Origin of the sequence: Streptomyces sp. NBC_00620 (assembly GCF_026341825.1) — a bacterium.
Classification (GTDB): domain Bacteria; phylum Actinomycetota; class Actinomycetes; order Streptomycetales; family Streptomycetaceae; genus Streptomyces.
The window spans coordinates 2,383,708-2,407,032 of record NZ_JAPENY010000001.1 but is presented as its reverse complement, the minus strand read 5'-3'; the positions used below and the strand labels follow the sequence as shown (position 1 = coordinate 2,407,032).

Sequence of the window (23,325 nt, the reverse complement as noted above, 5' to 3'; positions counted from 1 at the left end):
GGGGTCAGTGCCGCCCCGCCACCCGATCAGCCACCCGCGCCAACCGCGACGACTCCGCGCTGTGCGTGGTCAGTTCGCGCCGGTCGGCCGTGCGGTAGGTGGCGTACATCCCGTGCACCCCGATCCAGCGGAACGGCTCCGGCTCCCACTTGCGCACCTTGTGGTTGACCCAGGGCAGCCCGGTCAGCTCCGTGGCGCCCGACTGCCCGGAGTCCTGCTGGACGAGGTCGCGCAGGGTACGGGCGGCGAGGTTGGTGGTGGCGACACCGGAACCGACGTACCCGCCGGCCCAGCCGAGCCCCGTAGAACGGTCCAGGGTCACCGTCGCGCACCAGTCGCGCGGCACACCGAGCACGCCCGACCAGGCGTACTCCACCCCCACCCCGGTGAGGGACGGGAAGAAGCGGACGAGGATCTCGCGCAGTGCCTCGACGGTCGCCGGCTGCGTACGGCCGTCGTTGTCGGTGCGCGACCCGAAGCGGTACGGGAATCCGCGGCCGCCGAGCGCGATCCGGCCGTCGGCGGTGCGCTGGGCGTACATGTACGCGTGCGCCATGTCGCCCAGGGTCTCCCGCCCCTCCCAGCCGATGGCCTCCCACTGCTCCGCGGTCAACGGCTCCGTCGCGATCATCGACGAGTTCATGGGCAGCCAGGTCCGCTTCTGACCCTTGAGGGACGCCGTGAAGCCCTCCGTGCAGCGCAGCACGTACGGCGCCCGGACCGTGCCGTACGGAGTCACCGCATGCTTCGGCCGGATCTCCGTGACCGGCGTCTGCTCATGAATCGTCACGCCCAACGCCTCGACCGCGGCGGCCAGCCCCTTGACCAGCTTCACGGGATGCAGCCGCGCCCCGTGCGGCGTCCACGTGGACCCCACCGCGTCCGCGACCCGGATCCGCTCGGCGGTCTCCACCGCGCCGTACAACTCGCGGTCCTTCTCCCCGTACGACAACTCGTGCTCATGGAAGGCCTTCAACCGCGCCAACTGCGCCGGGGTGTACGCCACTTCGAGCACACCACCCTGGTGAACATCAGCCTCGATGCCCTCCTCGGCGGCAACCCGCACCACCTCACCGACCGTCTCGTTCATGGCCCTCTGAAGGCGTACGGCCGCCTCCTGGCCGTGCAGCTTCGCGTACCGGTCCCGCCCCGCGATGCCGTTGTACAGCCAGCCGCCGTTGCGCCCCGACGCTCCGTACCCGCAGAACTTCTGCTCCAGGACGGTGATCCGCAGGAAGGGCGCCGCCTTCTTCAAGTAGTACGCGGTCCACAGACCCGTGTAGCCACCGCCGACGATGACGACGTCCGCGGAGGCGTCACCGGGCAGGGGCTCACGCGGCGCGGGAAAGCCGTCGTCCGCGTACCAGAAGGAGATGCCACCATTGACCGTGCTGCTGCTCATGCCGGGACGCTAACCCCTGAGGGCGGCCACTGTCTCCTTCGGATTCCATGCTTTTCCGCGCCCCCTGACCAGCGGATAACAGCCCAGACCGATCAGCACCGAGGTGAAATGCCCGAGATCGGTGAAGGTACGGCCGGTCACCAGCGGCACCCCGTACACGACCAGCACGACCACCACATACGGGTACCTCCAGGGCGCCGCGATCCGGTACGTCAGCACCGCGATCACCCCCGCCAGCGCGTAACTCACCCCGATGTCCAGGGTGTTGACCGCCGAATGCGGCGCCACCCCGTGCCGGATCGCAAGGAGCAGCGCCCCCTCACTGATCAACGTCGCCAGCACATGCGCGGCCACACACACCACCAGCCACCGCGCCGTACCCAGCCAGTGCTCCGCCTGCGCATGGAACACGGTGTACAGAACGGCGTACGGCAGCCAATGCCCGCCATCGATCCACATCGCACTGGAGAAAAGCACCCGCACCGGATTGCTCGACAACTCATGGATGTTGGTGGACCGCTGCCGCAGGAACTCCTCCTCGAACTCCGGCGACATGTGGTGCATCGCCACGGTCGTGATGAAGAGGATCGCCAGCCAGATGTACGTTCCCGGGGCACGGCCGATGTACGACCGGGCGGCACGCGAAACTCGACTCATGGGGTGATTGTCGTGGTGTGGGACGTCCGGCTGCTGGAACGGGGAACGGAGTTTCTCGAGCGCTGGGGCCTCCGGCAGGAGGGCCGGCCGATGAGCGGACGGGCCTCGGTCGTCCTGCCGGTGGTACGCGCCGACGGAACCCGGGCAGCGCTGAAACTCCAGAACCTCGACGACGAGACGGCCGGTGAGGCGCTCGCCCTGCGCACCTGGGGCGGCGACGGCGCCGTCCACCTCCTCGACTACGACCCGGACTCCGGCACGCTGCTCCTGGAACGCCTCGACGAGAACCGCCCACTGGCCGCCGTACCGGATGTGATGAAGGCGACCGGGATCCTCGCGGACCTCCTCACACGGCTGACGTCCGTGCCGGCCCCCACGGGGCTGCGACGGCTCGGCGATCTGACCGCGGGCATGTTCGACCGACTGCCGGCAGTGCTCGATGCTCTGCACGACGAGGACGACCAACGGCTGCTGCGGGACTGCGCCGCCGCGCTTCGCGAGGTCGCCGACGAGCCGGGAGACCGGCTCCTGCACTGGGACCTGCACTTCGAGAACATCCTCGCGGCCGACCGCGAACCCTGGCTGGCCATCGACCCCAAGCCACTCGCCGGAGACCCCGGCTTCGAACTCCTGCCCGCACTCTGGAGCCGCTTCGAGGAGGGACACCTGCTACGCCGCTTCGACCTGATGACGGAGACGCTGGGCGCCGACCGCGAGCGGGCGCGGGCCTGGACGCTGGGGCGGGTGCTGCAGAACTCGCTGTGGCGGGTGGAGGACGGGCTCGGCTTGGTCGCGGAGCAGCTAGCCATCGCAAGGACGCTGCTGGATTCGCGGGGGCGGGGCTGACTCGGGTGGAGACGCGGCCCACTCCGTGAACTCAGAACTCCTTCGCCGGCCAGTCCAGCAACCGGGCCCCGATGACCGCGGTCTGGAGCGTGTAGCGGTTCACCGGGTCGGCCGGACTCGCGCCGGTGAGCTTGTGGATACGGTCCAGCCGGTAGGTGAGGGCACGGACGCTGAGCGACAGACGCCGGGCCGCCTCCGCGGCGACACAGCCGGACTCGAAGTACGCGGTGAGGGTGTCGAGCAGCGGCTGAGCACCGCCGCGGGCCTGCCGAAGGGGGCCAAGGGTACTGAGGACCAGGTCTGCCATGGCCTGCCGGTCGCGGGTGAGGACCGGGTAGACGAGCAGGTCGGCGGCGCGCAGCACGGGGCTGTCGAGTTCCAGGCGCTCGGCCAGGTCGAGAGCGTTCAGGGCCTCCTCGTACGAGTGGACGACCCCGCCGGGACCGGGCTGGGGCCGGCCGATGGCGACCTGCCCTCCGTCCATGACGGCGTACGCCTGCTTCGCGAAGTAGGAGAGCACGTCGTCCTGGTCGCCCGGCGCGATGCACACCAGGCGCCCGTCCTTGGTCGTCACCAGGATGCTGCGCTCACCGAACCGGCCGATCAGCGCACGCTCCACCTCGCGCGGCACGGTGTCCCCCTCGTCGTACCCGGAATCACCCTGCGCCACGGCGACGGCATGCGCGTGCGACAGACGCAGCCCGAAACGTTCGGCCCGCTCGGCAAGCAGGCCCAAGTCACTGCGCCCGTACAGCAGATCGTCGATGAACTCCCGACGCGCGGCCTCCTCCTGGCGTACGGCAAGGAGTTGCGCACGCTCATAGCCCTCGGCGACGGCATCGACGGCCTGCTCCACCGCAGCCAGCGTGCTGTCGGAAGCGGCGGCCGGCCAGTGGACACGAGTAGCGGCAAGGTGCGCAACAACGAGAGCACGCAGCCCGTACCCCGCCTCAGCCGCCCGCTCACCCAACGCCCGGCGCGAGTCCAGCTCGTCACGGGTCAGCCGACGACCGGTCGCGGAGGCATCGGCAAGGATCCGCGCATACCCGTCCAGAAACTCCTCGGGTATGCCCCGCCCCGTCATCTGCGCCCCCGGATTCCTGATGAGCCGTTGACGCCTTTCTAACGCATGGGGCTGTGGCGCGACCCGACGGGGCATGGGCTCACTGCCGGGATACGGCAGCCCGAACGGCCCCCCGGGCGACGGCAGAACCCTCACCGCCGTGCGGTACGCCGACCAACGACGACGCGATCCATCCGAGGGCCGCCTCCCATCACCCTTGCCACTCAACGGGGTTGACCCCCGGTGCCGGCGTCTCCCCCGTCGACGCTCCGGCACCGGAGGTCCATCCGTCCCCCCGTTTCTGCCCTCCCATCCTGACCCGCCACCAGCACCCGCCGCATTGCCGGAACCCGGCAGCATTTACGCGCCCTTGATGCCGGACACCACTACCTCCCAACACGACGTCAAGAACGCCCAGTCGGCAGCGAACGGGTCACGATGACTGCCGATTCCAATCTTGTGTCGCGATATCGCCCCTTGAAACGATCTCCCCCGCCGGCGACGAACAGCCGGCCACTCTTAAACCACTGGGGGATGGAACACATGAAACTGACCCGTGCGGCACTCATAGTGACCGCGGGCGCACTGGCCCCGGCCCTGCTGCTCTCCACACCGACCTTCGCCGCCGACACCACGACCTCACCCGTCGCAGCGTCGGCCACGACGGCCGCCACGGAGTCGCCGTACGACTCGATGACGGACGAGGAACTCCGCATCGAGATCGCCCGCATCCTGGCGGACGAAAGCACCGGCAAGGCCGTGGCCAGAGAGGCCCAGGAGGCCCTCGACGGCACCGCCGAGGACATGCGCTACTTCCTGGAAACGGGCCGCTGGATAGCCCAGGACGAGGACAACTCCTTCGCCATAGTCAAGATCCTGGCCGACCCCACCACCGGCAAGGCCGTACGCAGAGAGGCCAACAAGGCCCTGGACGGCACCGCCGCAGACAGGACCTACTTCCTGGAAACCGGCCGAGCACTCGCCCAGGCCGAGGACGACCGAGTAGCCATCGCCACGATCCTGGCCAACCCCAACATCAGCGCAGCCCTGCGCGCGGCAGCCGAAGAGGCGATAGAGGGCACCCCGGAAGAGATGCGCTACTTCCTGGAGGTCGGGCAGTACGAGGTGGACGGCTAGGACCTGCCCGGCCCTTCACCCGAGGCCGCCGACCACCCGTACGACAAAACAAAGGACCAGGTCAGACACCGTCTGACCTGATCCCGGGTGGAGCCCCCTGTCGGATTCGAACCGACGACCCTTCCCTTACAAGGGGAATGCTCTGGCCAGCTGAGCTAAGGGGGCACCGCGCACTACAACGCCGCACGCGAAGGCGGCTCCACTGTACACAGAGCCCGTTTCCCCAAGCCACAAGGTTCGTGACTCACACTCGCCTCGAAAAGCCGCGCGTAACCATCCGAGCACCCGTTCGTTGATCGCTCTGACGTGCTGTTCCGAAGATCGGATCGTCGGGGAGGGATTCATGGGGGAGCCGGTCGAGAAGCCGAAGCCGGAAGCGGTGAAGGGCGAGGAGGCCAAGCGCATCAAGCGCGAGGACCTCGGTATCGGCGACCGCCGTAAGCACCACACGCGCAAGGCGGCTCCCTTGAAGGCGCACGCCAAGAAGCCGGACTCCCATCACCGTCTGTACCGCTTCCGCTTCTATCCGACCGAGGAGCAGGCCGAGCAGTTGCAGCGGACGTTCGGTGCCTGCCGTTGGGTCTACAACGAGGGGTTGACCCTGCGTTCCGGGGCCTGGGAGCAGCACCGGGTAAATGTCGGTTTCGCTGAGACCTGCCGGGCCTTGACCGGCTGGAAGCGGTCGGAGGGGACGGCGTGGCTAACGGAGGTGTCGTCGACTGTGCTTCAGCAGTCGCTGCGGCATCTGGATCAGGCGTATTCGCGGTTCTTCAAGGGCTCGGCGAGGTATCCGAAGCGGAAGAAGAAGGGCCGTTCGCGGGATACGGCGACCTACGTCCGGACCGGTTTCAAGTGGGTGGAGGATCCGGAGCGGCCGGGCACGGGTCTCATCACGTTGGCGAAGCAGTCGCAGCCGTTGGACATTCGCTGGTCGCGAGAGCTTCCCTCGGGGGTTGTTCCGGTGCGTTTGTCGGTGACGCGGGATCGGGCCGGACGGTACTTCGTGTCCACGCTGGTGGAGGAGCTGTTAGAGCCGCTGCCCGCCGTGTTCGAGTCGGATTCGCGGGCGCCGAAGGCGGTGGGGCTGGATCTGGGTCTGGCTTCGCTCGTGACTCTGGACGACGGAACGAAGATCGATCATCCGCGTCTGCTGAAACGCTACGCGGAGAAGCTGGCGCGGTTGCAGCGGGAGCTGCACAAGAAGGTGAGGGGATCGAAGAACCGGGACAAGGTAAGGCGGAAGATCGCGCGCCTCTACTCGCTCATCAGTGACGTACGCAGGGACATGCTGGACCAGTTGACCACCCGCCTCGTGCGCGAGAACCAAGTGCTCGTGGTGGAGGACCTGTCCGTAGTGACTCTGTTGCGTGCGGCACGGGGCAAGGGGAGGCGGCGGAAAGCGAAGCTGAACCAGGCGATTATCGACGCCGCGTGGGGCGAGTTGCTGCGGCAGCTGCGCTACAAGTGCGAGTGGTATGGCCGGAGTCTGGTGATCGTCGACCGCTTCTTCCCGTCGACGCGACGGTGCTCCGCCTGTCATACCAAGGGTCCGAAGTTGGACATCTCGGTCCGGGAGTGGACGTGCGCCGAGTGCGGGGTCGTCCATGACCGGGATGTGAATGCCGCCGTGAACCTCCGGGACGAGGGGATGCGGCTGTACTGGCTGGTGGCAGCCGGGCTGCCGCCCGCGAAGAAGGTACCGACGGTGATCAAGGCGTCGGAGCTGGAGGACTGCTCGCTGGCCGCGTAGGAGCGGCTGGCGCTGTACGGACCGACGGGCCGTCGGCCGGAATGCCTGTGGAGCCCGTGTCAGACCGATCGGGCGCAGCTCGCCAGGGCTGTGTGTGGTCGGCAGTGGGCGATGAAGCAGGAAGCCTTGGCACAAGGTCAAAAGGACCCTGCTCTGCCCTTGGCCGAGGTGTGGTCAAAAGTGAGCTGCTCTGCCCCCTCGAAAATTTCCGCGAAATTCACAACCCCCCACCTACTGACAGAACAGGCAAACGCCGGGTACCGTCGCGGCCAGTTCACTCTTGTGGACTACACCACCGGCGTGGGTCCTCCCGTGCCGGAACACCACCTTCCACTACGGATCGTCCGGCACGTTCCTGCCGGTGAAGGGGGCCCTCACCATGGCCACTGTCTCGTTCAACAAGGCGACCCGCATTTACCCGGGTGGCGACAAGCCCGCCGTCGACCAGCTCGAGCTCGATGTCGCGGACGGCGAGTTCCTCGTCCTCGTCGGTCCCTCCGGCTGTGGAAAGTCGACCTCCCTGCGGATGCTCGCGGGTCTCGAGGACGTCAACGCCGGCTCGATCCACATCGGTGACCGTGACGTCACGCACCTGCCGCCCAAGGACCGGGACATCGCCATGGTGTTCCAGAACTACGCGCTGTACCCGCACATGACGGTCGCCGACAACATGGGCTTCGCGCTCAAGATCGCCGGCGTCAACAAGGCCGAGATCCGCCAGAAGGTGGAGGACGCGGCGAAGATCCTCGACCTCACGGACTACCTGGCGCGTAAGCCGAAGGCCCTCTCCGGTGGTCAGCGCCAGCGTGTGGCGATGGGTCGCGCCATCGTGCGTGAGCCGCAGGTGTTCCTCATGGACGAGCCGCTGTCGAACCTCGACGCCAAGCTCCGCGTCTCCACCCGTACGCAGATCGCGTCGCTGCAGCGCCGTCTCGGCATCACCACGGTGTACGTCACCCACGACCAGGTCGAGGCCATGACCATGGGCGACCGGGTGGCCGTGCTGAAGGATGGCCTGCTCCAGCAGGTCGACTCGCCGCGCAACATGTACGACCGGCCGAACAACCTCTTCGTCGCCGGGTTCATCGGTTCCCCGGCGATGAACCTCGTCGAGGTCCCGATCACCGACGGCGGTGTGAAGTTCGGCAACAGCGTGGTGCCGGTCAGCCGTGAGGCGCTGTCCACCGCGGCCGACCGCGGTGACCGCACCGTCACGGTCGGCGTCCGCCCGGAGCACTTCGACATCGTCGAGCACAACGGCGAGGCCGCCAAGTCCCTGACGAAGGACACCGAGGACGCCCCGGCCGGCCTGGCCGTCTCCGTGAACGTCGTCGAGGAGCTCGGCGCCGACGGCTACGTCTACGGCACCGCGAAGGTCGACGACAAGCCCACGGACCTGGTCGTCCGCGTCAGCGGCCGTGCGGTCCCGGAGAAGGGCTCCACGCTGCACGTCGTGCCGCGTCCGGGCGAGCTCCACGTGTTCTCGACCTCCACGGGCGAGCGCCTCTCCGACTGAGGCGGGCTGAGGCGGACCGAGGCACCGCGGCCGCAAGGCCGAGGCAAGCCACGGCCGTTCAACACCCCCGTACGGGGTGAATTCACCCAAGTTGACGAAGAGGGCCCCGCAGCCTGCTGCGGGGCCCTCTTCGATGTCGACAAATACCCCGGCAGACCGGTCATTTCGATATGTGTACGTCAACGCGGTACCCCAAATTCGCCGCTTCCCCATCCCCCGAACCGGTGACTAAATGTCGCCAAATCATCACCCCGCGCTACCCTCACTCGCGTGAAGCACTCCACCACTAACCAACGGACCCGGCGTGGCCGTGGCCCCGCCCGTCGGGTCGGCCGCACCCTCGCCCTCGTTCTGCCTGTCGTCCTGGTACTTTCCGGGACCCTCGCGGTCACCCGAGTCAACTGGTCGGGGACCACCTCGAACTCGGTGCTCACCGCCGCCGAAGCGTCCTCCGCGGATGTCTCCACTCGCGCTGTGTCCCGCACCCCGCAGGACATCCTGCGCGACAAACTCCTCCTGGAACTCCAGGAGAAGAACCCGGGCGTCGCTCTCACCCACCTCCAGGAGGCGGTGAACGGCCGCCCGTCGCTCGCGAAGCACTGCGTCTCCATCGCCCGCGCACTGGGCCGCGCCGCGGTCCGTGCGTACGGCCCGACGCGCGCCCAGTCGTTCGCCAGGCCGGTCTGCGACACGTCCTTCGCCTCGGGGGTCGCGACCACGCACTTCTGAGCCGAGGGCGACCATTCAAGTACGGCCGGTTACGGAACGGTTGGGGACCGAGGCCGCGAGCGGGGTGCGACGTACAGTTCGGGCATGACCGATCCGAACGCCGCGTCGCGCCCCGTTCAAGCCGTTGTCCTGGCCGGCGGTCAGGGCTCGCGGCTGCGTCCCTACACCGACGACCGGCCCAAGCCGATGGTCGAGATCCCCGGCACGGGGACCCCGATCATCGGCCATCAGCTGACCTGGCTCGCCGAAGAGGGCGTGACCGATGTGGTCGTCAGCTGCGGTCACCTCGCCGAGGTCCTGCAGAAGTGGCTGGACTCCGCCGACCTCCCGGTGAACGTGACGACGGTCGTCGAGTCGGAGCCCCTGGGCCGCGGTGGCGGCCTCAAGTACGCCGCCGCTCACCTCCCCCACCCGGACCGGCCCTGGTTCGCGACGAACGGCGACATCTGGACCCGTTTCTCGCTGCGCGACATGGCGGACTTCCACACCGAGCGCGACGCCGTCGCGACCCTCGCGCTGGCCCGCCCGCGCATCCCGTGGGGCGCCGTGAAGACGGACGGCTTCGGACGGATCACGGACTTCATCGAGTCCCCGCCGACCCAGTACGAGATCAATGCGGGCGTGTACGTCTTCTCCCCCGAGTTCGCCGATCTGCTCCCCGAGCGCGGCGACCACGAGCGCACCACGTTCCCGCACCTGGCCCGCGAACGCCGCCTGGCCGGCTTCTCGCTCCCGCAGGGCGCCTACTGGCGCGCCATCGACACCGCGAAGGACCTCACGGAGGCGGCGAAGGAGCTTGCGGCGCTGGGGCGTTGAGCGGCCCCTGCAGAGCTACGAGGACGGGGCCCCGCACGTGAATCGTGCGGGGCCCCGTCTTCGTACCGTCGTCCAGAGGGAGTTACCCCAGGAGGCCGCCCACCAGCCCAGGCTGCCCGGTGGAGCCGCCGCTGTCGGAGCCGCCTCCCGTCGAGCCCGAGCCGCCCGTGGAGCCGCCGCTGGACGTGCCTCCGCTGGACGTCGGGCCCGCGCTGGTGCTGGGCGCCTGGTTGGCCGGTGAGGACTGCTGGGGCGGGGCCTGGCCGCTGCTGCCCTGGGTCTGGCTGGGGCCGCTGGTGGCGGTGCCCGTGCCGGTGTCGCGGGCCGCGCCCGGCGTGGTGGCCGTCGTGTCCGGCGGGGCCGAGGCGGCGCCCTGGGTGGGTGCCTCGGAGGCCGACGGGGTGGGCTTGTCGCTGCGCTTGCCGGGCGTCTCGGGGAGCGGGGAGCCGGGCAGTTCGTTGCGCGGGGCCTCGCCGGGGCCGGGGACGACGATCCGGTCGGCGTCGCGGACGGCTCCGCCGAGGAGTGAGCCGACGAGCAGTGTGACGCCGACGGCGAGGGAGGCGATGAGCGCGCCCCTGCGCAGTACGCGACGGCGCAGGTCCCAGATGTCGGCGCGCGGTCCGAGGGTTCGCCAGGCCTCGCCTGCGAGGCGTCCGTCGACGGAGTAGACGGGGGCGCCCGCGATGATCAGCGGGGACCAGGCGGCGAGGTAGATGATGTCGGGCGCGTCGTAGGCGGGCACCGTCTTCCAGCTGACGGTGAGCAGGAGCGCGGCCGACAGGAGCGCGCCGACGACGGCGGCGACCCGCTGCCACAGGCCGAGCACCGTGAGGACGCCCACGATGACCTGGAGGAAGGCGATGACGAGCCCGGCGCCGACGGGGTGCTGGAGTGCGAACTGCCGCAGTGGCTCGGCGACTTCCCAGGGGTGCAGGGTGTTGAGCCACTTGACCATGGAGCCGCGCTCGCCGCCGTCGAAGTAGACGGGGTCGCAGAGTTTGCCCATGCCGGCGTAGATGGAGATGAAGCCGAGGAAGACGCGCAGCGGGAGGAGGACGACGCCGAGGTTCATCCGGCGGCCGGGGTAGTAGGCGTGCCGCACGGGGTCGGCGCCGTGCCGCCTGGCGGGGGTGTCGCCGTCGTCGAAGCGCTCGGGGTCTTCCTCGAACTCCTCGCCCGGGTAACCGGGTTCGTCGTACGCGCTGCCCACCGAGCGCATGTTCGGCAGCAGGCGGGTCTCGCCGGAGTCGTGGCTGCGCTGGCTGCCGACGATGGGCGTCTCGACGGTTTCGACGGTCATGTCGGCGTCGTAGTCATGGTGTTCGTCGATGCGCGGGATGACCTGGGTCGCTCCGGCGTCGCCCGCCGGGGCGGGGGCGCCGTGGCCGACACTGGTGCTCCGCACGGCTTGGAGCAGGCGGTGGGCGCCGGTGTCGTCCGGGGCGGACTTCCCGCTCCAGACGACGGGGGCGCGTCGGCGGCCACCGGTGGCGCCCGCCCCACCGGCCGCGCCCGTTCTGCCCGCCGTACCGACGGCGGCGATGCGCGCGGTGTCGTCGGTGGAACTCAAGTGCCGCGCGATACGCGGGGATTGGCTCCGCGGTGGGGCGCCTAGCTGCACGCGGAAGCTCGCATGATTGACGATGACCTGCGCCGGATCGCTCGGCACCTTCACCATGCTCAGCGCGGGAGCGTCGTCGAATCCCGACGAGCGGTCCCCCGTGGGTGTGCGGGGTGTTCTGGTGTCCACACTCATCTAACCGAGTGACGTGTGTTTAGGACACTGCTTTGACTGCGCCGATGTGTCCGGACCGCGTCAACATCAACCTGAACATCCTGATTAGCCCACGGGGGTGACTACGCGCACATGCGTTCAGGCGCGTCGCCGCGCCGCTTCGTAGAGCACAACTCCCGCTGCGACACCGGCGTTCAGCGACTCGGCGCCGCCGGGCATCGGGATCCGTACCCGGTAGTCGCAGGTCTCCCCGACGAGCCGGGACAGCCCCTTGCCCTCGCTGCCGACGACGATGACGACGGGACCGCCGAGGGCCGCCAGCTCGCCGACCTCGGCCTCACCGTCGGCGGCGAGACCGACGACGGCGATGCCCGCCTTCTTGTACGCCTCCAGGGTGCGCGTCAGGTTCGTGGCGCGGGCGACGGGTGTACGGGCGGCGGTGCCGGCGGACGTCTTCCAGGCACCGGCGGTCATGCCGGCCGCGCGCCGCTCGGGCACGACCACGCCGTGGCCGCCGAAGGCGGTGGCGGACCGGACGATGGCGCCCAGGTTCCGGGGGTCCGTGATGCCGTCGAGGACGACGATCAGCGGGTCCTCGCCGGCGTCGTAGGCGGCGGCGGCGAGGTCCTCGGGGTGCGCGTACTCGTACGGCGGTACCTGGAGGACGAGGCCCTGGTGGTTGAGCCCGTTGGTCATCCGGTCCAGCTCGGGGCGCGGCGCCTCCATGAGGTGGATGCCGCCGCGGTCAGCCACGAGCTGCAGCGCCTCGCGCACCCGCTCGTCGTTGTCGATGAACTGCTGCACGTAGAGCGTCACCGCGGGCACGCCCTCGCGCAGCGCCTCCACGACGGGGTTGCGTCCGACGACCATCTCGGACGTGCCCTTGCCGCCGCGTCCCCTGGTGGGGGCGGGACGGCGCACGGCCTGCTTGGCCTTGGCGCCGGCGATGCGGTTCTTCTTGTGCCCCTTGCGCGCCTCGGCGGGCGGGGTCGGGCCCTTGCCTTCCAGGCCCCGGCGTCGCTGGCCGCCACTGCCGACCTGCGCGCCCTTCTTGCCGGACATGCGGCGGTTGTTAGCGGCCATGACCTACCCGTCTCTACTCATTGCTCGTTGCTCATCGCTCAGGGAAAAGCGTGACGCGTGCGTACGTACGTATATGCAGTGTGCCGCCCGGAGAGCCGGGCGGCACAATCGATCAAGGTCGACGGGGGTCGACCGGGGGATGTTCAGCGTGGCCCGAGTGTCCAGCGCGGGCCCTGCGGGCCGTCCTCGATGACGAGCCCGGACTGGTTGAGCTGGTCGCGGATCGCGTCGGCGGTGGCCCAGTCCTTGCGGCCGCGCGCGGCTTCGCGCTGCTGGAGCACGAGGCGTACGAGGGTGTCGACGACGCCGTGCAGGTCTTCGCCGCGGTCGCTCTCGCCGGCCCAGTGCGGGTCGAGCGGGTCGAGGCCGAGGACGCCGAGCATGGCCCGGACCTCGGCGAGGCGCGCCACGGCGGCTTCCTTGTCGTCGGCGGCCAGTGCGCTGTTGCCCTGCCGGACCGTCGTGTGCACGATGGCGAGCGCCTGCGGCACGCCCAGGTCGTCGTCCATCGCCTCTGCGAAGGCGGGCGGAACCTCGGCGGCGGGCTCGACGACGCCCCCCGCCTTCTCCACCACTCGCTGCACGAAGCCCTCGATGCGCGCGAACGCCGACTCGGCCTCGCGCAGGGCCTCTTCGCTGTACTCGATCATCGAGCGGTAGTGCGGGGTGCCGAGGTAGTAGCGCAGCACGATGGGCCGCCAGTGCTTCACCATCTCGCTGACGAGCACCGAGTTCCCGAGGGACTTCGCCATCTTCTCGCCGGCGATGGTGACCCAGGCGTTGTGCACCCAGTACTTGGCGAACTCGTCGCCGAACGCCTTGGCCTGCGCGATCTCGTTCTCGTGGTGCGGGAAGATCAGGTCGAGGCCGCCGCCGTGGATGTCGAAGGCGGGACCCAGGTACTTGTGGGCCATGGCGCTGCACTCGAGGTGCCAGCCGGGCCGGCCGCGCCCCCAGGGCGTCTCCCACGTCGGCTCGCCGGGCTTGGCGGTCTTCCACATGGCGAAGTCACGCGGGTCGCGCTTGCCGGTCTCGCCGACGCCGGACGGCTGCTGGAGGTTGTCCAGTTCCTGGTTGGACAGCGCCAGATACCCGTCGTACGACCGCACGTCGAAGTAGACGTTCCCGTCGGCCTCGTAGGCGTGCCCGCGCTCGATGAGGCCGCGCATCATCTCGACCATCTCGGTGATGTGCCCGGTGGCGCGCGGCTCGTACGTGGGCGGCAGGCAGCCGAGTACGTCGTAGCCGTCGTTGAAGGCGCGCTCGTTCTCGTACCCGATCGACCACCAAGGGCGGCCCTGCTCGGCCGACTTGGCGATGATCTTGTCGTCGATGTCCGTGACGTTGCGGATGAACGTCACGTCGTAGCCGCGGTGCTCGAACCAGCGGCGCATGATGTCGAAGTTGAGACCGGACCGGATGTGCCCGATGTGCGGTGCGGCCTGCACGGTGGCACCACAGAGGTAGATCGAGACACAGCCCGGAATGAGCGGGGTGAAGTCACGGATCTGCCGGGCGCTGGTGTCGTACAGGCGAATCGTCACCACTCCAGGGTAGTGGGCGGTGGGTAGTGCCCCGCGACCCTTCTGGCCCATGGGGCACGTATTCGTGACATACGAGGCCGACAGCTGACTCCGTCGGAGCGGGTTCGCGCCTGTACAGCGGTTTTCGCCCCCTCCGCCCCTACCCGTCCCGTTCCTGGGGGCTGCGCCCCCAGACCCCCCTGTCGCGCTGACGCGCTCGTCCTCAAACGCCGGACGGGCTAAAAGATCTCCCCCGCCCGGGGCGAAAGATTTCAGCTCCGGCCGGGGGAAGATTCAGCCCCTCCGGCGTTTGAGGAGCGGGGTCTGGGGCGGAGCCCCAGGAACAAGGGACGGGTAGGGGCGGAGGGGGCGAAAAAACCCACCCGTCAACCCACCCGCACCACCAACGCCGTAGCCACCGCCATCAGCCCCTCACCCCGACCGGGAAACCCGAGCCCATCGGTGGTCGCCCCGGAAACCGACACGGGCGCCCCCACCGCGTCGGACAGAACCTTCTGCGCCTCGTCCCGCCGCTTGCCGATCTTCGGCCGGTCCCCGACCACCTGAACAGCGACGTTGCCGATGACGAACCCGGCCGCACGCACGATCCGGGCAGCCTCCGTCAACAGCGTCACGCCCGACGCCCCGGACCACTCCGGCCGCCCGGTACCGAAGTGCGCACCGAGGTCACCGAGCCCGGCCGCGGAGAACAGCGCGTTGCACGCGGCGTGCGCGACGACGTCCGCGTCGGAGTGCCCCGCGAGCCCGGGCCCCTCCCCCTCCCACAACAGCCCGGCGCACCACAGCTCACGCCCGTCCTCGAAGGCGTGGATGTCGGTACCGATACCGACCTGGGGCAGCAGCGGACCCCCCGGCGGCAGCCGGACGTCGGACGCTTCAGAACCCATCGTTGGCCCTCCTCCGTGCGAGAACCGCCTCCGCCAGCACCAGGTCCAGCGGCCGGGTCACCTTGAACGCCTCCTCATGACCGGGCACGACCACGACCCGCAGCCCGAGCTGCTCGACCATGCTGGCGTCGTCGGTCACGTTGTCGGTGACGGTCTCGTGGGCCCGTACGAGGGTGGCCCGGTCGAACCCCTGCGGAGTCTGCACGGCCCGCAGCCGGGCCCGCTCGGGCGTGGCCACGACGGGCTCGGGCGCGCCGGGGACGGTCGCGGGCTCGACCTCTTTGACGGTGTCGGCGAGCGGCAGAGCCGGTACGACGGCGGGGGCGCCGTCCCGTACGGCCTCGATGACCGCGTCGACCGTGTCGACGGGTACGAGGGGGCGGGCCGCGTCGTGCACGAGGACGATGTCGATGCCGGGGGGCAGCGCGTCGAGGCCGTATTTCACGGACTCCTGGCGGCTGTCTCCGCCGGGGACGACGAGGAAGTCGGTCCGCTCGGGCAGTGCGTGCGCGTCGAGCAGGGTTTTCACCTCTGCGGCGCCGTCGGGCGGGGCCACGACCACGACCAGCGAGACGGCGCGGGACGCGGCCATCGCGCGGACCGCGTGGACGAGCATCGGCGTGCCGTTCAGTGCGCGGAGCGCCTTGGGTGCGCCCGGACCGAGGCGCACGCCCCGGCCGGCGGCCGGAATCACGGCCGCGGTAAGGAGGCCCGGAGGGATGGCGGCTTCCGAAGGCGAGGGACGCGAATCGTCAGACATCGGTTCCTGTCAGGTTTGTGTGCTCGGCCGAGGTGGGTATGGCCACAGCGTGCCGGGCGCGACGCCTTGACCGGACCCTTCCGTGACATCTGGTCGAGGCAGCTGCCCGGGCCCGGCACACCAAGTGCGCGGGGCTCTGGTAATTCTGGCACCGTGCAGTTCCGGTTCCCGGACCGGGTGCGGGTACGAACATGCCGCAGCGCCCGGCGACAGCTAATGCGTCATCGGGCACCGCGGCATTTCATTGCACGCATCTCAAATTGAACTGCGCAGACTTACGCGTACGTCAAGACGGCTACGACTACCGTCTCGGCGGTTGCATACGTCGGGACGATTTCCGTCTCGGCGACTGCCGGCGTCAGGACGCGAGAACCTCGTCGAGCAGGGCCTCGGCCTTGTCCTCGTTCGTGTTCTCCGCGAGAGCGAGCTCGCTCACCAGGATCTGGCGGGCCTTGGCGAGCATGCGCTTCTCACCGGCGGAGAGTCCACGCTCGCGCTCACGACGCCACAGGTCACGTACGACTTCCGCGACCTTGATGACATCGCCGGAGGCGAGCTTCTCCAGATTTGCCTTGTAACGGCGCGACCAGTTCGTGGGCTCCTCGGCGTACGGCGCACGCAGCACCTCGAAGACCCGGTCCAGCCCTTCCTGACCGACCACATCACGCACGCCGACGAACTCCGCATTGTCCGCTGGCACACGCACCGTCAGGTCGCCCTGAGCGACCTTCAGCACCAAGTAGGTCTTGTCCACGCCTTTGATCTGGCGAGTTTCGATAGCCTCGATCAGCGCGGCCCCGTGATGGGGATAGACCACGGTGTCGCCAACCTTGAACGTCATGTGACAGGTACCCCTTCCGTGGCTATCCAGGGTAACACGGAAACGGCAGCTTCTGAATGGCGTTTTCGCAGGTCAGGGCATATCTCGGGGCTTGACAACCGCAACAGGAACGTGCTGCGAGAGGCGGGCGGAAGAGGGTATTCGCAGGTCGGGGCGGCTGTCCAGGGGAAGTGAAACGCGCACGTTACACACACCGGAAGCCCCTGACCAGGGTCTTAACGTCCCGTTTTGTCCGGCCCCAAGAGATCGACTTCCGCTACTCCGTTCGATGTCCGGAGTCGGGTACGAGACGAATCCGGAATTGATCACGGCCTTCGGTGAACTGCCGATGATCTACCGATGATCAATTTTTCTGGACCGCCGGACATTCCTTGCGCGAAATCCGCAAGCGGCAGTCGGTGGGAGTTATGTGAATGACGGACGAGTGACGGCCGAGTGCGGGCTCAAAGTAGCCGAAGAGACGGAAGAGGCGGGTGCGACGGACGGGGCGCGCGCACGGCGCACGGGAGCCCGTCGGTGCGTAGGGGCGGGTCGGGTGCGGTAGCTCAGGAACGGCTCGGTAACCTAAGGCCGCTGACAGACCCTTAGGGCGGCTTTACAACGGAGCCGTCCTGCTTCGCCCACGTTCAAGGAGTTGCCGCAGCCGTGAGCAGCAGCCTTCGACGCGGCGCTCTCGCCGCCGCCGCCCTAGCGTTCTCGATTGCCTCACTCGCCGCGTGCGCCGCCGGCAACAACGCTCAGACCCTGGAAGTGAAGCCGGACAACGCCGCGACCTCCGTCGGCGACATCAAGATCCAGAACGCTGTCGTCATCACCCAGCCGGACCTGGAGGCGACGGGGCCTGCCGCGATCTCCGCGACCGTGTTCAACAACGGTGACACCGCGCAGACGCTGGACTCGATCACCGTCGCCGACAGCGGCAAGACCGCCGAGATCAAGCCCGCCGAGGGCTCCGGCAAGCTGACGATCCCGGCCGGCGGCTACGTCATCCTCGGCGGCAAGGGCAACGCCGCCGCGGTGCTGGCCAGCGGCAATGACGCCATCAAGGACGGCAACGCCCAGAAGATCACCTTCACCTTCAGCCAGACGGGTGACGTGAACCTGCGCGCGTTCGTCATCCCGGCCGAGAGCTACTTCACCGGCTGGGGCCCGAGCGACGTGCCCGCGACGCCGGAGGCCACGGCCACCGCGAGCACCGAGCCGTCCGAGTCGGCCTCGGAGTCCGCCTCGGCCTCGGAGTCGCCGGCCGAATCCGTGTCGGGTACGCCCACCGACGCGGCCTCGGCCTCGGTCTCCGCAGCCGCCCACTGAGCCACGCACGCACGAAGGGCGGTACCCCGAGGGGTGCCGCCCTTCGTCGTGCGTCAGCAGTCGACGTACGGACTCGGTATCGGTGTCGGTTTACGGCTCGAACTTGTAGCCGAGACCGCGCACCGTGACCAGGTACCTGGGCGCCCCCGGGTCCGGCTCGATCTTCGCGCGCAGGCGCTTGACGTGGACGTCGAGCGTCTTGGTGTCACCGACGTAGTCGGCGCCCCACACGCGGTCGATGAGCTGCATGCGGGTCAGGACGCGGCCCGCGTTGCGCAGGAGCATCTCCAGGAGGTCGAACTCCTTCAGGGGGAGGTCGACCTTGGAGCCGGAGACCGTGACCACGTGGCGGTCGACGTCCATCCGGACGGGCCCGGCCTCCAGGGCGGCCGGAGTGACCTCCTCCGGCTCCCCGCGGCGGCGGAGCACGGCACGGATGCGGGCGACCAGCTCGCGGGAGGAGAAGGGCTTGGTGACGTAGTCATCGGCCCCTATTTCCAGCCCGACGACCTTGTCGATCTCGCTGTCCTTGGCGGTGACCATGATCACCGGAACGTTGGAGCGGCCGCGCAGCTGGCGGCAGACCTCCGTGCCGGGCAGGCCCGGCAGCATCAGGTCGAGGAGGACGAGGTCGGCGCCATTGCGCTCGAACTCGTCGAGTCCGTCGGGCCCGGTGGTCGCGATGGCGACCTCGAAGCCCTCCTTGCGGAGCATGTACGACAGGGCGTCGGAGAAGGACTCCTCGTCCTCGACGACGAGCACACGGGTCACGGAAGGACCTCCGGGGCAGGAAGCGGGTCATACGGGGATGTGACGGTGGTCGTCCCGTCGGTGGGCTGCTCGTCCTCTTCGTCGAGTCCGGGCATGTGGTGTGTGGTCACGCGGTCGCGGGCCGGGCCCGCCTCCGGCAGCCGCAGGGTGAACGTGGAGCCCTGTCCCTCGGAACTCCACACCGTGACCTCCCCGCCGTGCGAGGCCGCCACGTGCTTGACGATCGCGAGCCCCAGCCCCGTACCGCCTGTGGCACGGGAACGGGCCGGGTCGACGCGGTAGAAGCGCTCGAAGACACGCTCCTTGTCCTTTTCGGAGATGCCGATGCCCTGGTCGGTCACGGCGATCTCGATGAGGTCTCCGCCGGGCGCGTTCACCCGGCGCGCGGCTATGCCCACCCGGGTGCGGGCGGGCGAGTAGTTGACGGCGTTCTCGACGAGGTTTCCGAGGGCGGCGGCCAGCTGGCCCCTGTTCCCCCAGATGCTCAGGTCGGCGGTGCCGCCCGCGGCCATGGTGATCTGCTTGGCACCGGCCTGGTGGCGGCAGCGGTCGATCGCCTCGGCGACGAGTTCGTCCGCCCGTACCGGTTCGGCGTCCTCGAGGGGGTCGTCGTTCTGGACCCGGGAGAGGTCGATGAGCTCCTGTACGAGGTTGGTGAGCCGGGTGGCCTCTATCTGCATCCGGCCGGCGAAGCGTTCCACCGCCTCCGGGTCGTCGGAAGCGTCCATGACAGCTTCGGAGAGCAGGCTGAGCGCGCCGACGGGGGTCTTGAGCTCGTGGCTGACGTTCGCGACGAAGTCGCGTCGTACGGCCTCGATGCGCCGGGCCTCGGTGAGGTCCTCGACGAGGAGGAGTACGAGCCGGGAGCCCAGCGGCGCCACCCGGGCGGAGACGGCGAGGGCTTCCCCGCGTCCCGTTCCCCGCCTCGGCAGATCCAGCTCCACCTGTCGTATCTCCCCGTCACGACGGGTGTCACGCGCCATCTGGAGCATCGGTTCGACGGCGAGTTTGCCGCCGCGGACCAGCCCGAGGGCGTACGCGGCGGAGCTGGCCTTGACCACGGCGTCCGCCTCGTCCAGTACGACGGCGGAGGAGCGGAGCACGGAAAGGACCGTGTCCACGCCGGGCGGAAGCACTGGGTCCGTATGCAGCGAAGTGCGGGTAGGGCGTTTCTGGTCGCGCTCGCTCCAGCGGAACGCCAGCATGGCGATGACACCGGTAAGCACTCCGGCGATCGCTGCCGCTGCGGCGACCGCCGCGTTCACGTCCATGCCCCCAGGTTAGGCATGTCGTCACGCCAGGCCACAGCCATCCGGGTGCGACCTCGAACACTCGTCGCCCAGAGTTCACCCAGGAGCCAGGGATGGTTCATTTGGGGTGACTGAAACGGACGCGTACGAGCCCGAACGTGGGAGCGTGGGGTTCACGGGGCCTGCTCGGTGGCTATTTCCGATGGTCAGGGTCCAGCCCCCGGACCCCCGAAGCTGACGTGAGAGAGGGACAACCTGATGCGGGACGCGTACCACGAGGAACTTGACTCGATCGGCGAGGGCCTGGTCGAGATGGCCCGGCTCGTCGGGTCGGCGATCGGACGCGCCACGACGGCCATCCTCGACTCCGACCTGAAGCTGGCCGAGAGCGTGATCGCCGCCGACGAGAAGGTCGACGACCTTCAGCACGAGCTGGAGGCCCGGGCGATAGCCCTGCTGGCCCGCCAGCAGCCGGTGGCGACGGATCTGCGGATCGTGGTCACCTCGCTCCGTATGTCGGCCGACCTGGAGCGCTCCGGCGACCTGGCCCAGCACGTCGCGAAGCTGGCCCGGCTGCGCTTCCCCGAGCGGGCCATCCCGCACGACCTGCACGCCACGATCCTGGAGATGGGCCAGCTCGCCCAGCGCCTGATGGCCAAGGCGGCCGAGGTCATCATCACCAAGGACGTCGACCTCGCGCTCCAGCTGGAGCAGGACGACGACGAGATGGACCTGCTGCACCGCACGCTCTTCCAGCACCTGCTGGACGACAAGTGGAAGCACGGCATCGAGACCGCCGTGGACGTGACCCTCCTGGGCCGTTACTACGAGCGCTTCGCCGACCACGCGGTGTCCGTCGCCAAGCGCGTCGTGTTCCTCGTGACGGGCGAGCACGCGGACGAGCTCCAGCCGGACATCCAGCCCGACATCCAGCCGGTGACGGGGGTCGAAGGGGCCTGATCCCGGCGGGGTGACCTGCCTGTGGGGATCTTGCTCCCGCACTCCGGGGGCGCGTGCGAGCCTCGGTGCGCCGAGCGTGCGCCGTTGATGCACCCGCCGGAGTGGGCATGAAATGGGCGACAGGAGCTGTGCGGTGCAGCGTGCCTCGCACACCTCGTGCCTGAAGGAGGGACCCATGGCCGATTCCCCCAGCACGCCCGACCCCACACAGGACAGCGACACCCAGCAGCCCGCCGAGATCAAGAACCTTCCACTGTTCGGCGCCTGCGGCTGCGGTTCGGGGTGCGGGTGCGGATGCCAGTCCGGCAATCCCTGCCAGTGCGGCTGACCGGGTAGACACGTACGTACACCGAAGGGGTCCCGTCATCGTGACGGGGCCCCTTCGCGTTGTCCCGCGGAGAGTGCGCCGGGGAACCCCGGAAGGTGGCGGTCCGTTGCGAACTCATAGAACCCTTAAGCGAGTTGGAGTCTCTGAGTCCCACCCCCACTCTTCACGGAGGCCTGGAACCATGACCCGGAACCACCGCACCCAGCCGTCCCGGCGCGCCGTTCTCGGCGGCAGCGCCCTCGCCGCACTCGCGGTCACGGCAGGCACCGGCACGGCCAGCGCCGCCGCCCCGCAGGCCTCGTGGCCGACCGAGTTCCCGCTCCCCGACGGTTTCCTCCCCGAGGGGATCACCATCGGCAGAAAGCCGTACGCGTACATGGGCTCGCGCGCGAACGGCGCCGTCCTCCGCACCGACCTGCGCACGGGCGAGGGCAAGGTCTTATTCGCGGGCGGCACCGGCCTGGTCTCCGTCGGCCTGAAGCTGGACGACGACGGCCTGCTCTACATCGCCGGAAGCACCGGCATCGCGCGGATCCACGACTCCCGTACCGGCGAACTGGTCACCACGCACCAACTGACCGAGGCGACCGGCCACTTCATCAACGACGTCATCCTGCTCGGCGACCGCGCCTGGTTCACCGACTCGCGCGACGCAGTGCTCTACGGCGTACCGCGCGGCCGCGACGGAGCGGTCCGCGCCCTGCCGCTCACCGGCGCCTGGGTCCAGACCCCGAACGTGAACAACGCCAACGGCATCGTCGGCACCCCCGACGGCCGCGGCCTGATCGTCGTCAGCAGCAGCCCGGGCGTGCTCTACAACGTGAGCGTCAAGACCGGGTACGCCACCAAGATCACGCTGGTCGGTGCGGACACCGTCGTCAACGGCGACGGCCTCGTCCGTATCGGCCGCACCCTGTACGTCGTACAGAACCGGCTCAACATCGTCACCGTCTTCGACCTCGACACCAAGGCGACCACCGCCACCCTGCGCCGCACGATCACCGACCCGCGCTTCGACGTCCCCACCACCGCCGCCCGCTTCGGCAACCGCCTCTACCTCGTCAACGCCCGCTTCACCAGCCCGCAGCTGCCTGACACGACGTTCAACGCGGTGGCTGTCTCCCTCTGACCGGATGGCTCGGTGTGTGGCCCGGCGTTTTTTCGGGACCTGGCTCACTTCTTCTGCTGGAAGAGCCAGTCCCTGATGCCCTCGATCGTGTATGCGGCCCGCCAGGTGCAGATGTGGTTGCTTCCGCTGTCGTCCGACAGGCCGGGCCACACCACCGTGCCCTTCTTCAGCGCCACGAAATTGACCGGGGTGCCCTTGGCGCTCATCTCGGCGGCCAGGGGGGCGAATTCCGAGACGGTCGACTGGCCGTCCCACACGGCACGGCTGATCTTCGCCCCCTCGTCCGCCAGGGTGTCCATGATCCCGGTCATGCCCGGGTACGCCTTCGTGTCGCCCTGCGAGACCACGGCCCAGATCTTCTGCTCGGCCAGCGGCTTGACGGCGTCGAGGTCCTCCCACTGGCCGGCCACCAGGAACGATGCGGCGAACAGGTCGGGGTAGTTGAAGTCCAGCGCGCTCGACGTCATCGCGCCGCCGGACTGGCCGGTGGTGTAGAGCCGACCCGTGTCGATGCTGTATTTGCCCGTCACCGAGTCGATCAGGCCCTTGATGGTCTTGAGGTAGGTCGTGTTGCCGTCGCTGCCCTCGTCCTCGCCGGTGAACTGCGGTGCGAGCACGAACGACTCGTGCTTGGCCTGCTCCGTCGGACTCGCCCACACCACCGCGCCGAGGCCCTGCGTCAGCGTGATCAGCGGGTTCGAGCTGACCGTGCCGGCGTCGTGCATGAAGAGGACCATCGGATACGACCTGGTCCTGTCGTAGTTCTTCGGCACGAAGAGGTTGTACTGCAGGGACTTCCCGGTCTCG

Annotated in this window: 21 protein-coding genes, 1 tRNA gene and 1 pseudogene; 10 read left to right on the top strand and 13 right to left on the bottom strand. The window is 69.0% G+C overall.

What is annotated here, in order from left to right:
- Nucleotides 1-4 precede the first annotated feature (4 nt).
- Nucleotides 5-1,402: an FAD-binding oxidoreductase gene (locus OG246_RS11145; protein WP_266459472.1), complete on the bottom strand. Its 1,398-nt coding sequence runs from the start codon at nucleotides 1,400-1,402 to the stop codon at nucleotides 5-7.
- Nucleotides 1,403-1,411: 9 nt separating this feature from the next.
- A complete protein-coding gene (locus OG246_RS11140) occupies nucleotides 1,412-2,059 on the bottom strand; it encodes a rhomboid-like protein (protein WP_266459470.1) in 648 nt (215 codons plus the stop codon).
- A 51-nt stretch (nucleotides 2,060-2,110) separates the two neighbouring features.
- On the opposite strand from OG246_RS11140, the pseudogene OG246_RS11135 reads away from it, so the two are divergent.
- Nucleotides 2,111-2,905: pseudogene (locus OG246_RS11135) on the top strand (aminoglycoside phosphotransferase family protein); the annotation flags it as partial.
- A 31-nt stretch (nucleotides 2,906-2,936) separates the two neighbouring features.
- Here OG246_RS11135 and OG246_RS11130 read toward each other — a convergent pair.
- Nucleotides 2,937-3,989, bottom strand: coding sequence for a CdaR family transcriptional regulator (locus tag OG246_RS11130; protein WP_266459467.1), 1,053 nt, complete (start codon nucleotides 3,987-3,989; stop codon nucleotides 2,937-2,939).
- 522 nt (nucleotides 3,990-4,511) lie between these two features.
- Between OG246_RS11130 and OG246_RS11125 the strand changes: the two genes are divergently transcribed.
- Complete coding sequence (locus OG246_RS11125) at nucleotides 4,512-5,105, top strand: ALF repeat-containing protein (protein WP_266459457.1); 594 nt, start codon at nucleotides 4,512-4,514, stop codon at nucleotides 5,103-5,105.
- Between the two features lie 88 nt (nucleotides 5,106-5,193).
- On the opposite strand, the gene OG246_RS11120 is transcribed toward OG246_RS11125, so the two are convergent.
- Nucleotides 5,194-5,270: transfer RNA gene (locus OG246_RS11120), tRNA-Thr, on the bottom strand.
- Nucleotides 5,271-5,448: 178 nt separating this feature from the next.
- Here OG246_RS11120 and OG246_RS11115 point away from each other — a divergent pair.
- From OG246_RS11115 to OG246_RS11100, 4 genes are all read left to right on the top strand, one after another.
- Nucleotides 5,449-6,855 (top strand): RNA-guided endonuclease TnpB family protein, encoded by a 1,407-nt coding sequence (locus OG246_RS11115; protein WP_266464090.1) that lies wholly within the window; start codon nucleotides 5,449-5,451, stop codon nucleotides 6,853-6,855.
- Between the two features lie 379 nt (nucleotides 6,856-7,234).
- Nucleotides 7,235-8,371 (top strand): ABC transporter ATP-binding protein, encoded by a 1,137-nt coding sequence (locus OG246_RS11110; RefSeq protein ID WP_266459456.1) that lies wholly within the window; start codon nucleotides 7,235-7,237, stop codon nucleotides 8,369-8,371.
- Between the two features lie 270 nt (nucleotides 8,372-8,641).
- Nucleotides 8,642-9,100 (top strand): hypothetical protein, encoded by a 459-nt coding sequence (locus tag OG246_RS11105; RefSeq protein WP_266459454.1) that lies wholly within the window; start codon nucleotides 8,642-8,644, stop codon nucleotides 9,098-9,100.
- A gap of 84 nt (nucleotides 9,101-9,184) precedes the next feature.
- On the top strand, nucleotides 9,185-9,916 hold the full coding sequence (locus tag OG246_RS11100; RefSeq protein ID WP_266459453.1) for a nucleotidyltransferase family protein: 732 nt from the start codon (nucleotides 9,185-9,187) through the stop codon (nucleotides 9,914-9,916).
- An 82-nt stretch (nucleotides 9,917-9,998) separates the two neighbouring features.
- Here OG246_RS11100 and OG246_RS11095 read toward each other — a convergent pair whose 3' ends face one another.
- The 6 genes from OG246_RS11095 to OG246_RS11070 all read right to left on the bottom strand — a co-directional run bounded on the left by OG246_RS11095 (nucleotide 9,999) and on the right by OG246_RS11070 (nucleotide 16,769).
- Entirely contained in the window at nucleotides 9,999-11,675 is a 1,677-nt protein-coding gene (locus tag OG246_RS11095; RefSeq protein ID WP_266459451.1) for a DoxX family protein, read from the bottom strand.
- Between the two features lie 117 nt (nucleotides 11,676-11,792).
- Nucleotides 11,793-12,737 carry a 23S rRNA (guanosine(2251)-2'-O)-methyltransferase RlmB gene (gene rlmB, locus OG246_RS11090; RefSeq protein WP_266459450.1) on the bottom strand — a complete coding sequence of 315 codons (945 nt, stop codon included), beginning with the start codon at nucleotides 12,735-12,737 and terminating at the stop codon, nucleotides 11,793-11,795.
- Nucleotides 12,738-12,880: 143 nt separating this feature from the next.
- Nucleotides 12,881-14,281, bottom strand: coding sequence for a cysteine--tRNA ligase (gene cysS / locus OG246_RS11085; RefSeq protein WP_266459448.1), 1,401 nt, complete (start codon nucleotides 14,279-14,281; stop codon nucleotides 12,881-12,883).
- Between the two features lie 365 nt (nucleotides 14,282-14,646).
- Nucleotides 14,647-15,168, bottom strand: a complete 522-nt coding sequence (gene ispF / locus OG246_RS11080; RefSeq protein WP_266459446.1) for a 2-C-methyl-D-erythritol 2,4-cyclodiphosphate synthase — start codon at nucleotides 15,166-15,168, stop codon at nucleotides 14,647-14,649.
- The gene (gene ispD / locus OG246_RS11075) at nucleotides 15,158-15,928 is read right to left on the bottom strand and encodes a 2-C-methyl-D-erythritol 4-phosphate cytidylyltransferase (protein WP_266459444.1); all 771 of its coding nucleotides are present in this window, start codon (nucleotides 15,926-15,928) and stop codon (nucleotides 15,158-15,160) included. Before ispD ends, ispF begins: the two co-directional genes overlap by 11 nt.
- A 358-nt stretch (nucleotides 15,929-16,286) precedes the next feature.
- Nucleotides 16,287-16,769 carry a CarD family transcriptional regulator gene (locus tag OG246_RS11070; RefSeq protein WP_006380568.1) on the bottom strand — a complete coding sequence of 161 codons (483 nt, stop codon included), beginning with the start codon at nucleotides 16,767-16,769 and terminating at the stop codon, nucleotides 16,287-16,289.
- Nucleotides 16,770-17,414: 645 nt separating this feature from the next.
- Here OG246_RS11070 and OG246_RS11065 point away from each other — a divergent pair.
- Nucleotides 17,415-18,080 (top strand): DUF461 domain-containing protein, encoded by a 666-nt coding sequence (locus OG246_RS11065; RefSeq protein WP_266459442.1) that lies wholly within the window; start codon nucleotides 17,415-17,417, stop codon nucleotides 18,078-18,080.
- 90 nt (nucleotides 18,081-18,170) lie between these two features.
- Here the strand turns inward: OG246_RS11065 and OG246_RS11060 are convergent, their stop codons facing one another.
- Both OG246_RS11060 and OG246_RS11055 read right to left on the bottom strand, forming a co-directional pair.
- Complete coding sequence (locus tag OG246_RS11060) at nucleotides 18,171-18,851, bottom strand: response regulator transcription factor (RefSeq protein WP_009340348.1); 681 nt, start codon at nucleotides 18,849-18,851, stop codon at nucleotides 18,171-18,173.
- Complete coding sequence (locus OG246_RS11055; protein WP_266459440.1) at nucleotides 18,848-20,122, bottom strand: cell wall metabolism sensor histidine kinase WalK; 1,275 nt, start codon at nucleotides 20,120-20,122, stop codon at nucleotides 18,848-18,850. Before OG246_RS11055 ends, OG246_RS11060 begins: the two co-directional genes overlap by 4 nt.
- A 237-nt stretch (nucleotides 20,123-20,359) precedes the next feature.
- Here OG246_RS11055 and phoU point away from each other — a divergent pair, with 237 nt between their 5' ends.
- From phoU to OG246_RS11040, 3 genes are all read left to right on the top strand, one after another.
- Entirely contained in the window at nucleotides 20,360-21,061 is a 702-nt protein-coding gene (gene phoU, locus OG246_RS11050; protein ID WP_266459438.1) for a phosphate signaling complex protein PhoU, read from the top strand.
- A 175-nt stretch (nucleotides 21,062-21,236) separates the two neighbouring features.
- Nucleotides 21,237-21,389, top strand: coding sequence for a hypothetical protein (locus tag OG246_RS11045; RefSeq protein ID WP_266459435.1), 153 nt, complete (start codon nucleotides 21,237-21,239; stop codon nucleotides 21,387-21,389).
- A gap of 181 nt (nucleotides 21,390-21,570) precedes the next feature.
- Nucleotides 21,571-22,518, top strand: coding sequence for an SMP-30/gluconolactonase/LRE family protein (locus tag OG246_RS11040; protein WP_266459432.1), 948 nt, complete (start codon nucleotides 21,571-21,573; stop codon nucleotides 22,516-22,518).
- A gap of 44 nt (nucleotides 22,519-22,562) precedes the next feature.
- Here OG246_RS11040 and OG246_RS11035 read toward each other — a convergent pair whose 3' ends face one another.
- Complete coding sequence (locus tag OG246_RS11035; RefSeq protein ID WP_266464086.1) at nucleotides 22,563-23,309, bottom strand: PHB depolymerase family esterase; 747 nt, start codon at nucleotides 23,307-23,309, stop codon at nucleotides 22,563-22,565.
- Between the last annotated feature and the right edge of the window lie 16 nt (nucleotides 23,310-23,325).

Bases quoted from the DNA above. Each gene is read 5' to 3' on its own strand.
- OG246_RS11045 (WP_266459435.1), top strand. From the start codon at position 21,237: ATGGCCGATTCCCCCAGCACGCCCGACCCCACACAGGACAGCGACACC.
- OG246_RS11145 (WP_266459472.1), bottom strand. From the start codon at position 1,402: ATGAGCAGCAGCACGGTCAATGGTGGCATCTCCTTCTGGTACGCGGAC.
- ispF (WP_266459446.1), bottom strand. From the start codon at position 15,168: ATGGGTTCTGAAGCGTCCGACGTCCGGCTGCCGCCGGGGGGTCCGCTG.
- ispD (WP_266459444.1), bottom strand. From the start codon at position 15,928: ATGTCTGACGATTCGCGTCCCTCGCCTTCGGAAGCCGCCATCCCTCCG.
- OG246_RS11130 (WP_266459467.1), bottom strand. From the start codon at position 3,989: ATGACGGGGCGGGGCATACCCGAGGAGTTTCTGGACGGGTATGCGCGG.
- OG246_RS11110 (WP_266459456.1), top strand. From the start codon at position 7,235: ATGGCCACTGTCTCGTTCAACAAGGCGACCCGCATTTACCCGGGTGGC.
- OG246_RS11115 (WP_266464090.1), top strand. From the start codon at position 5,449: ATGGGGGAGCCGGTCGAGAAGCCGAAGCCGGAAGCGGTGAAGGGCGAG.
- rlmB (WP_266459450.1), bottom strand. From the start codon at position 12,737: ATGGCCGCTAACAACCGCCGCATGTCCGGCAAGAAGGGCGCGCAGGTC.
- OG246_RS11140 (WP_266459470.1), bottom strand. From the start codon at position 2,059: ATGAGTCGAGTTTCGCGTGCCGCCCGGTCGTACATCGGCCGTGCCCCG.
- OG246_RS11125 (WP_266459457.1), top strand. From the start codon at position 4,512: ATGAAACTGACCCGTGCGGCACTCATAGTGACCGCGGGCGCACTGGCC.
- OG246_RS11070 (WP_006380568.1), bottom strand. From the start codon at position 16,769: ATGACGTTCAAGGTTGGCGACACCGTGGTCTATCCCCATCACGGGGCC.
- OG246_RS11055 (WP_266459440.1), bottom strand. From the start codon at position 20,122: ATGGACGTGAACGCGGCGGTCGCCGCAGCGGCAGCGATCGCCGGAGTG.
- phoU (WP_266459438.1), top strand. From the start codon at position 20,360: ATGCGGGACGCGTACCACGAGGAACTTGACTCGATCGGCGAGGGCCTG.
- OG246_RS11100 (WP_266459453.1), top strand. From the start codon at position 9,185: ATGACCGATCCGAACGCCGCGTCGCGCCCCGTTCAAGCCGTTGTCCTG.
- OG246_RS11040 (WP_266459432.1), top strand. From the start codon at position 21,571: ATGACCCGGAACCACCGCACCCAGCCGTCCCGGCGCGCCGTTCTCGGC.
- OG246_RS11095 (WP_266459451.1), bottom strand. From the start codon at position 11,675: ATGAGTGTGGACACCAGAACACCCCGCACACCCACGGGGGACCGCTCG.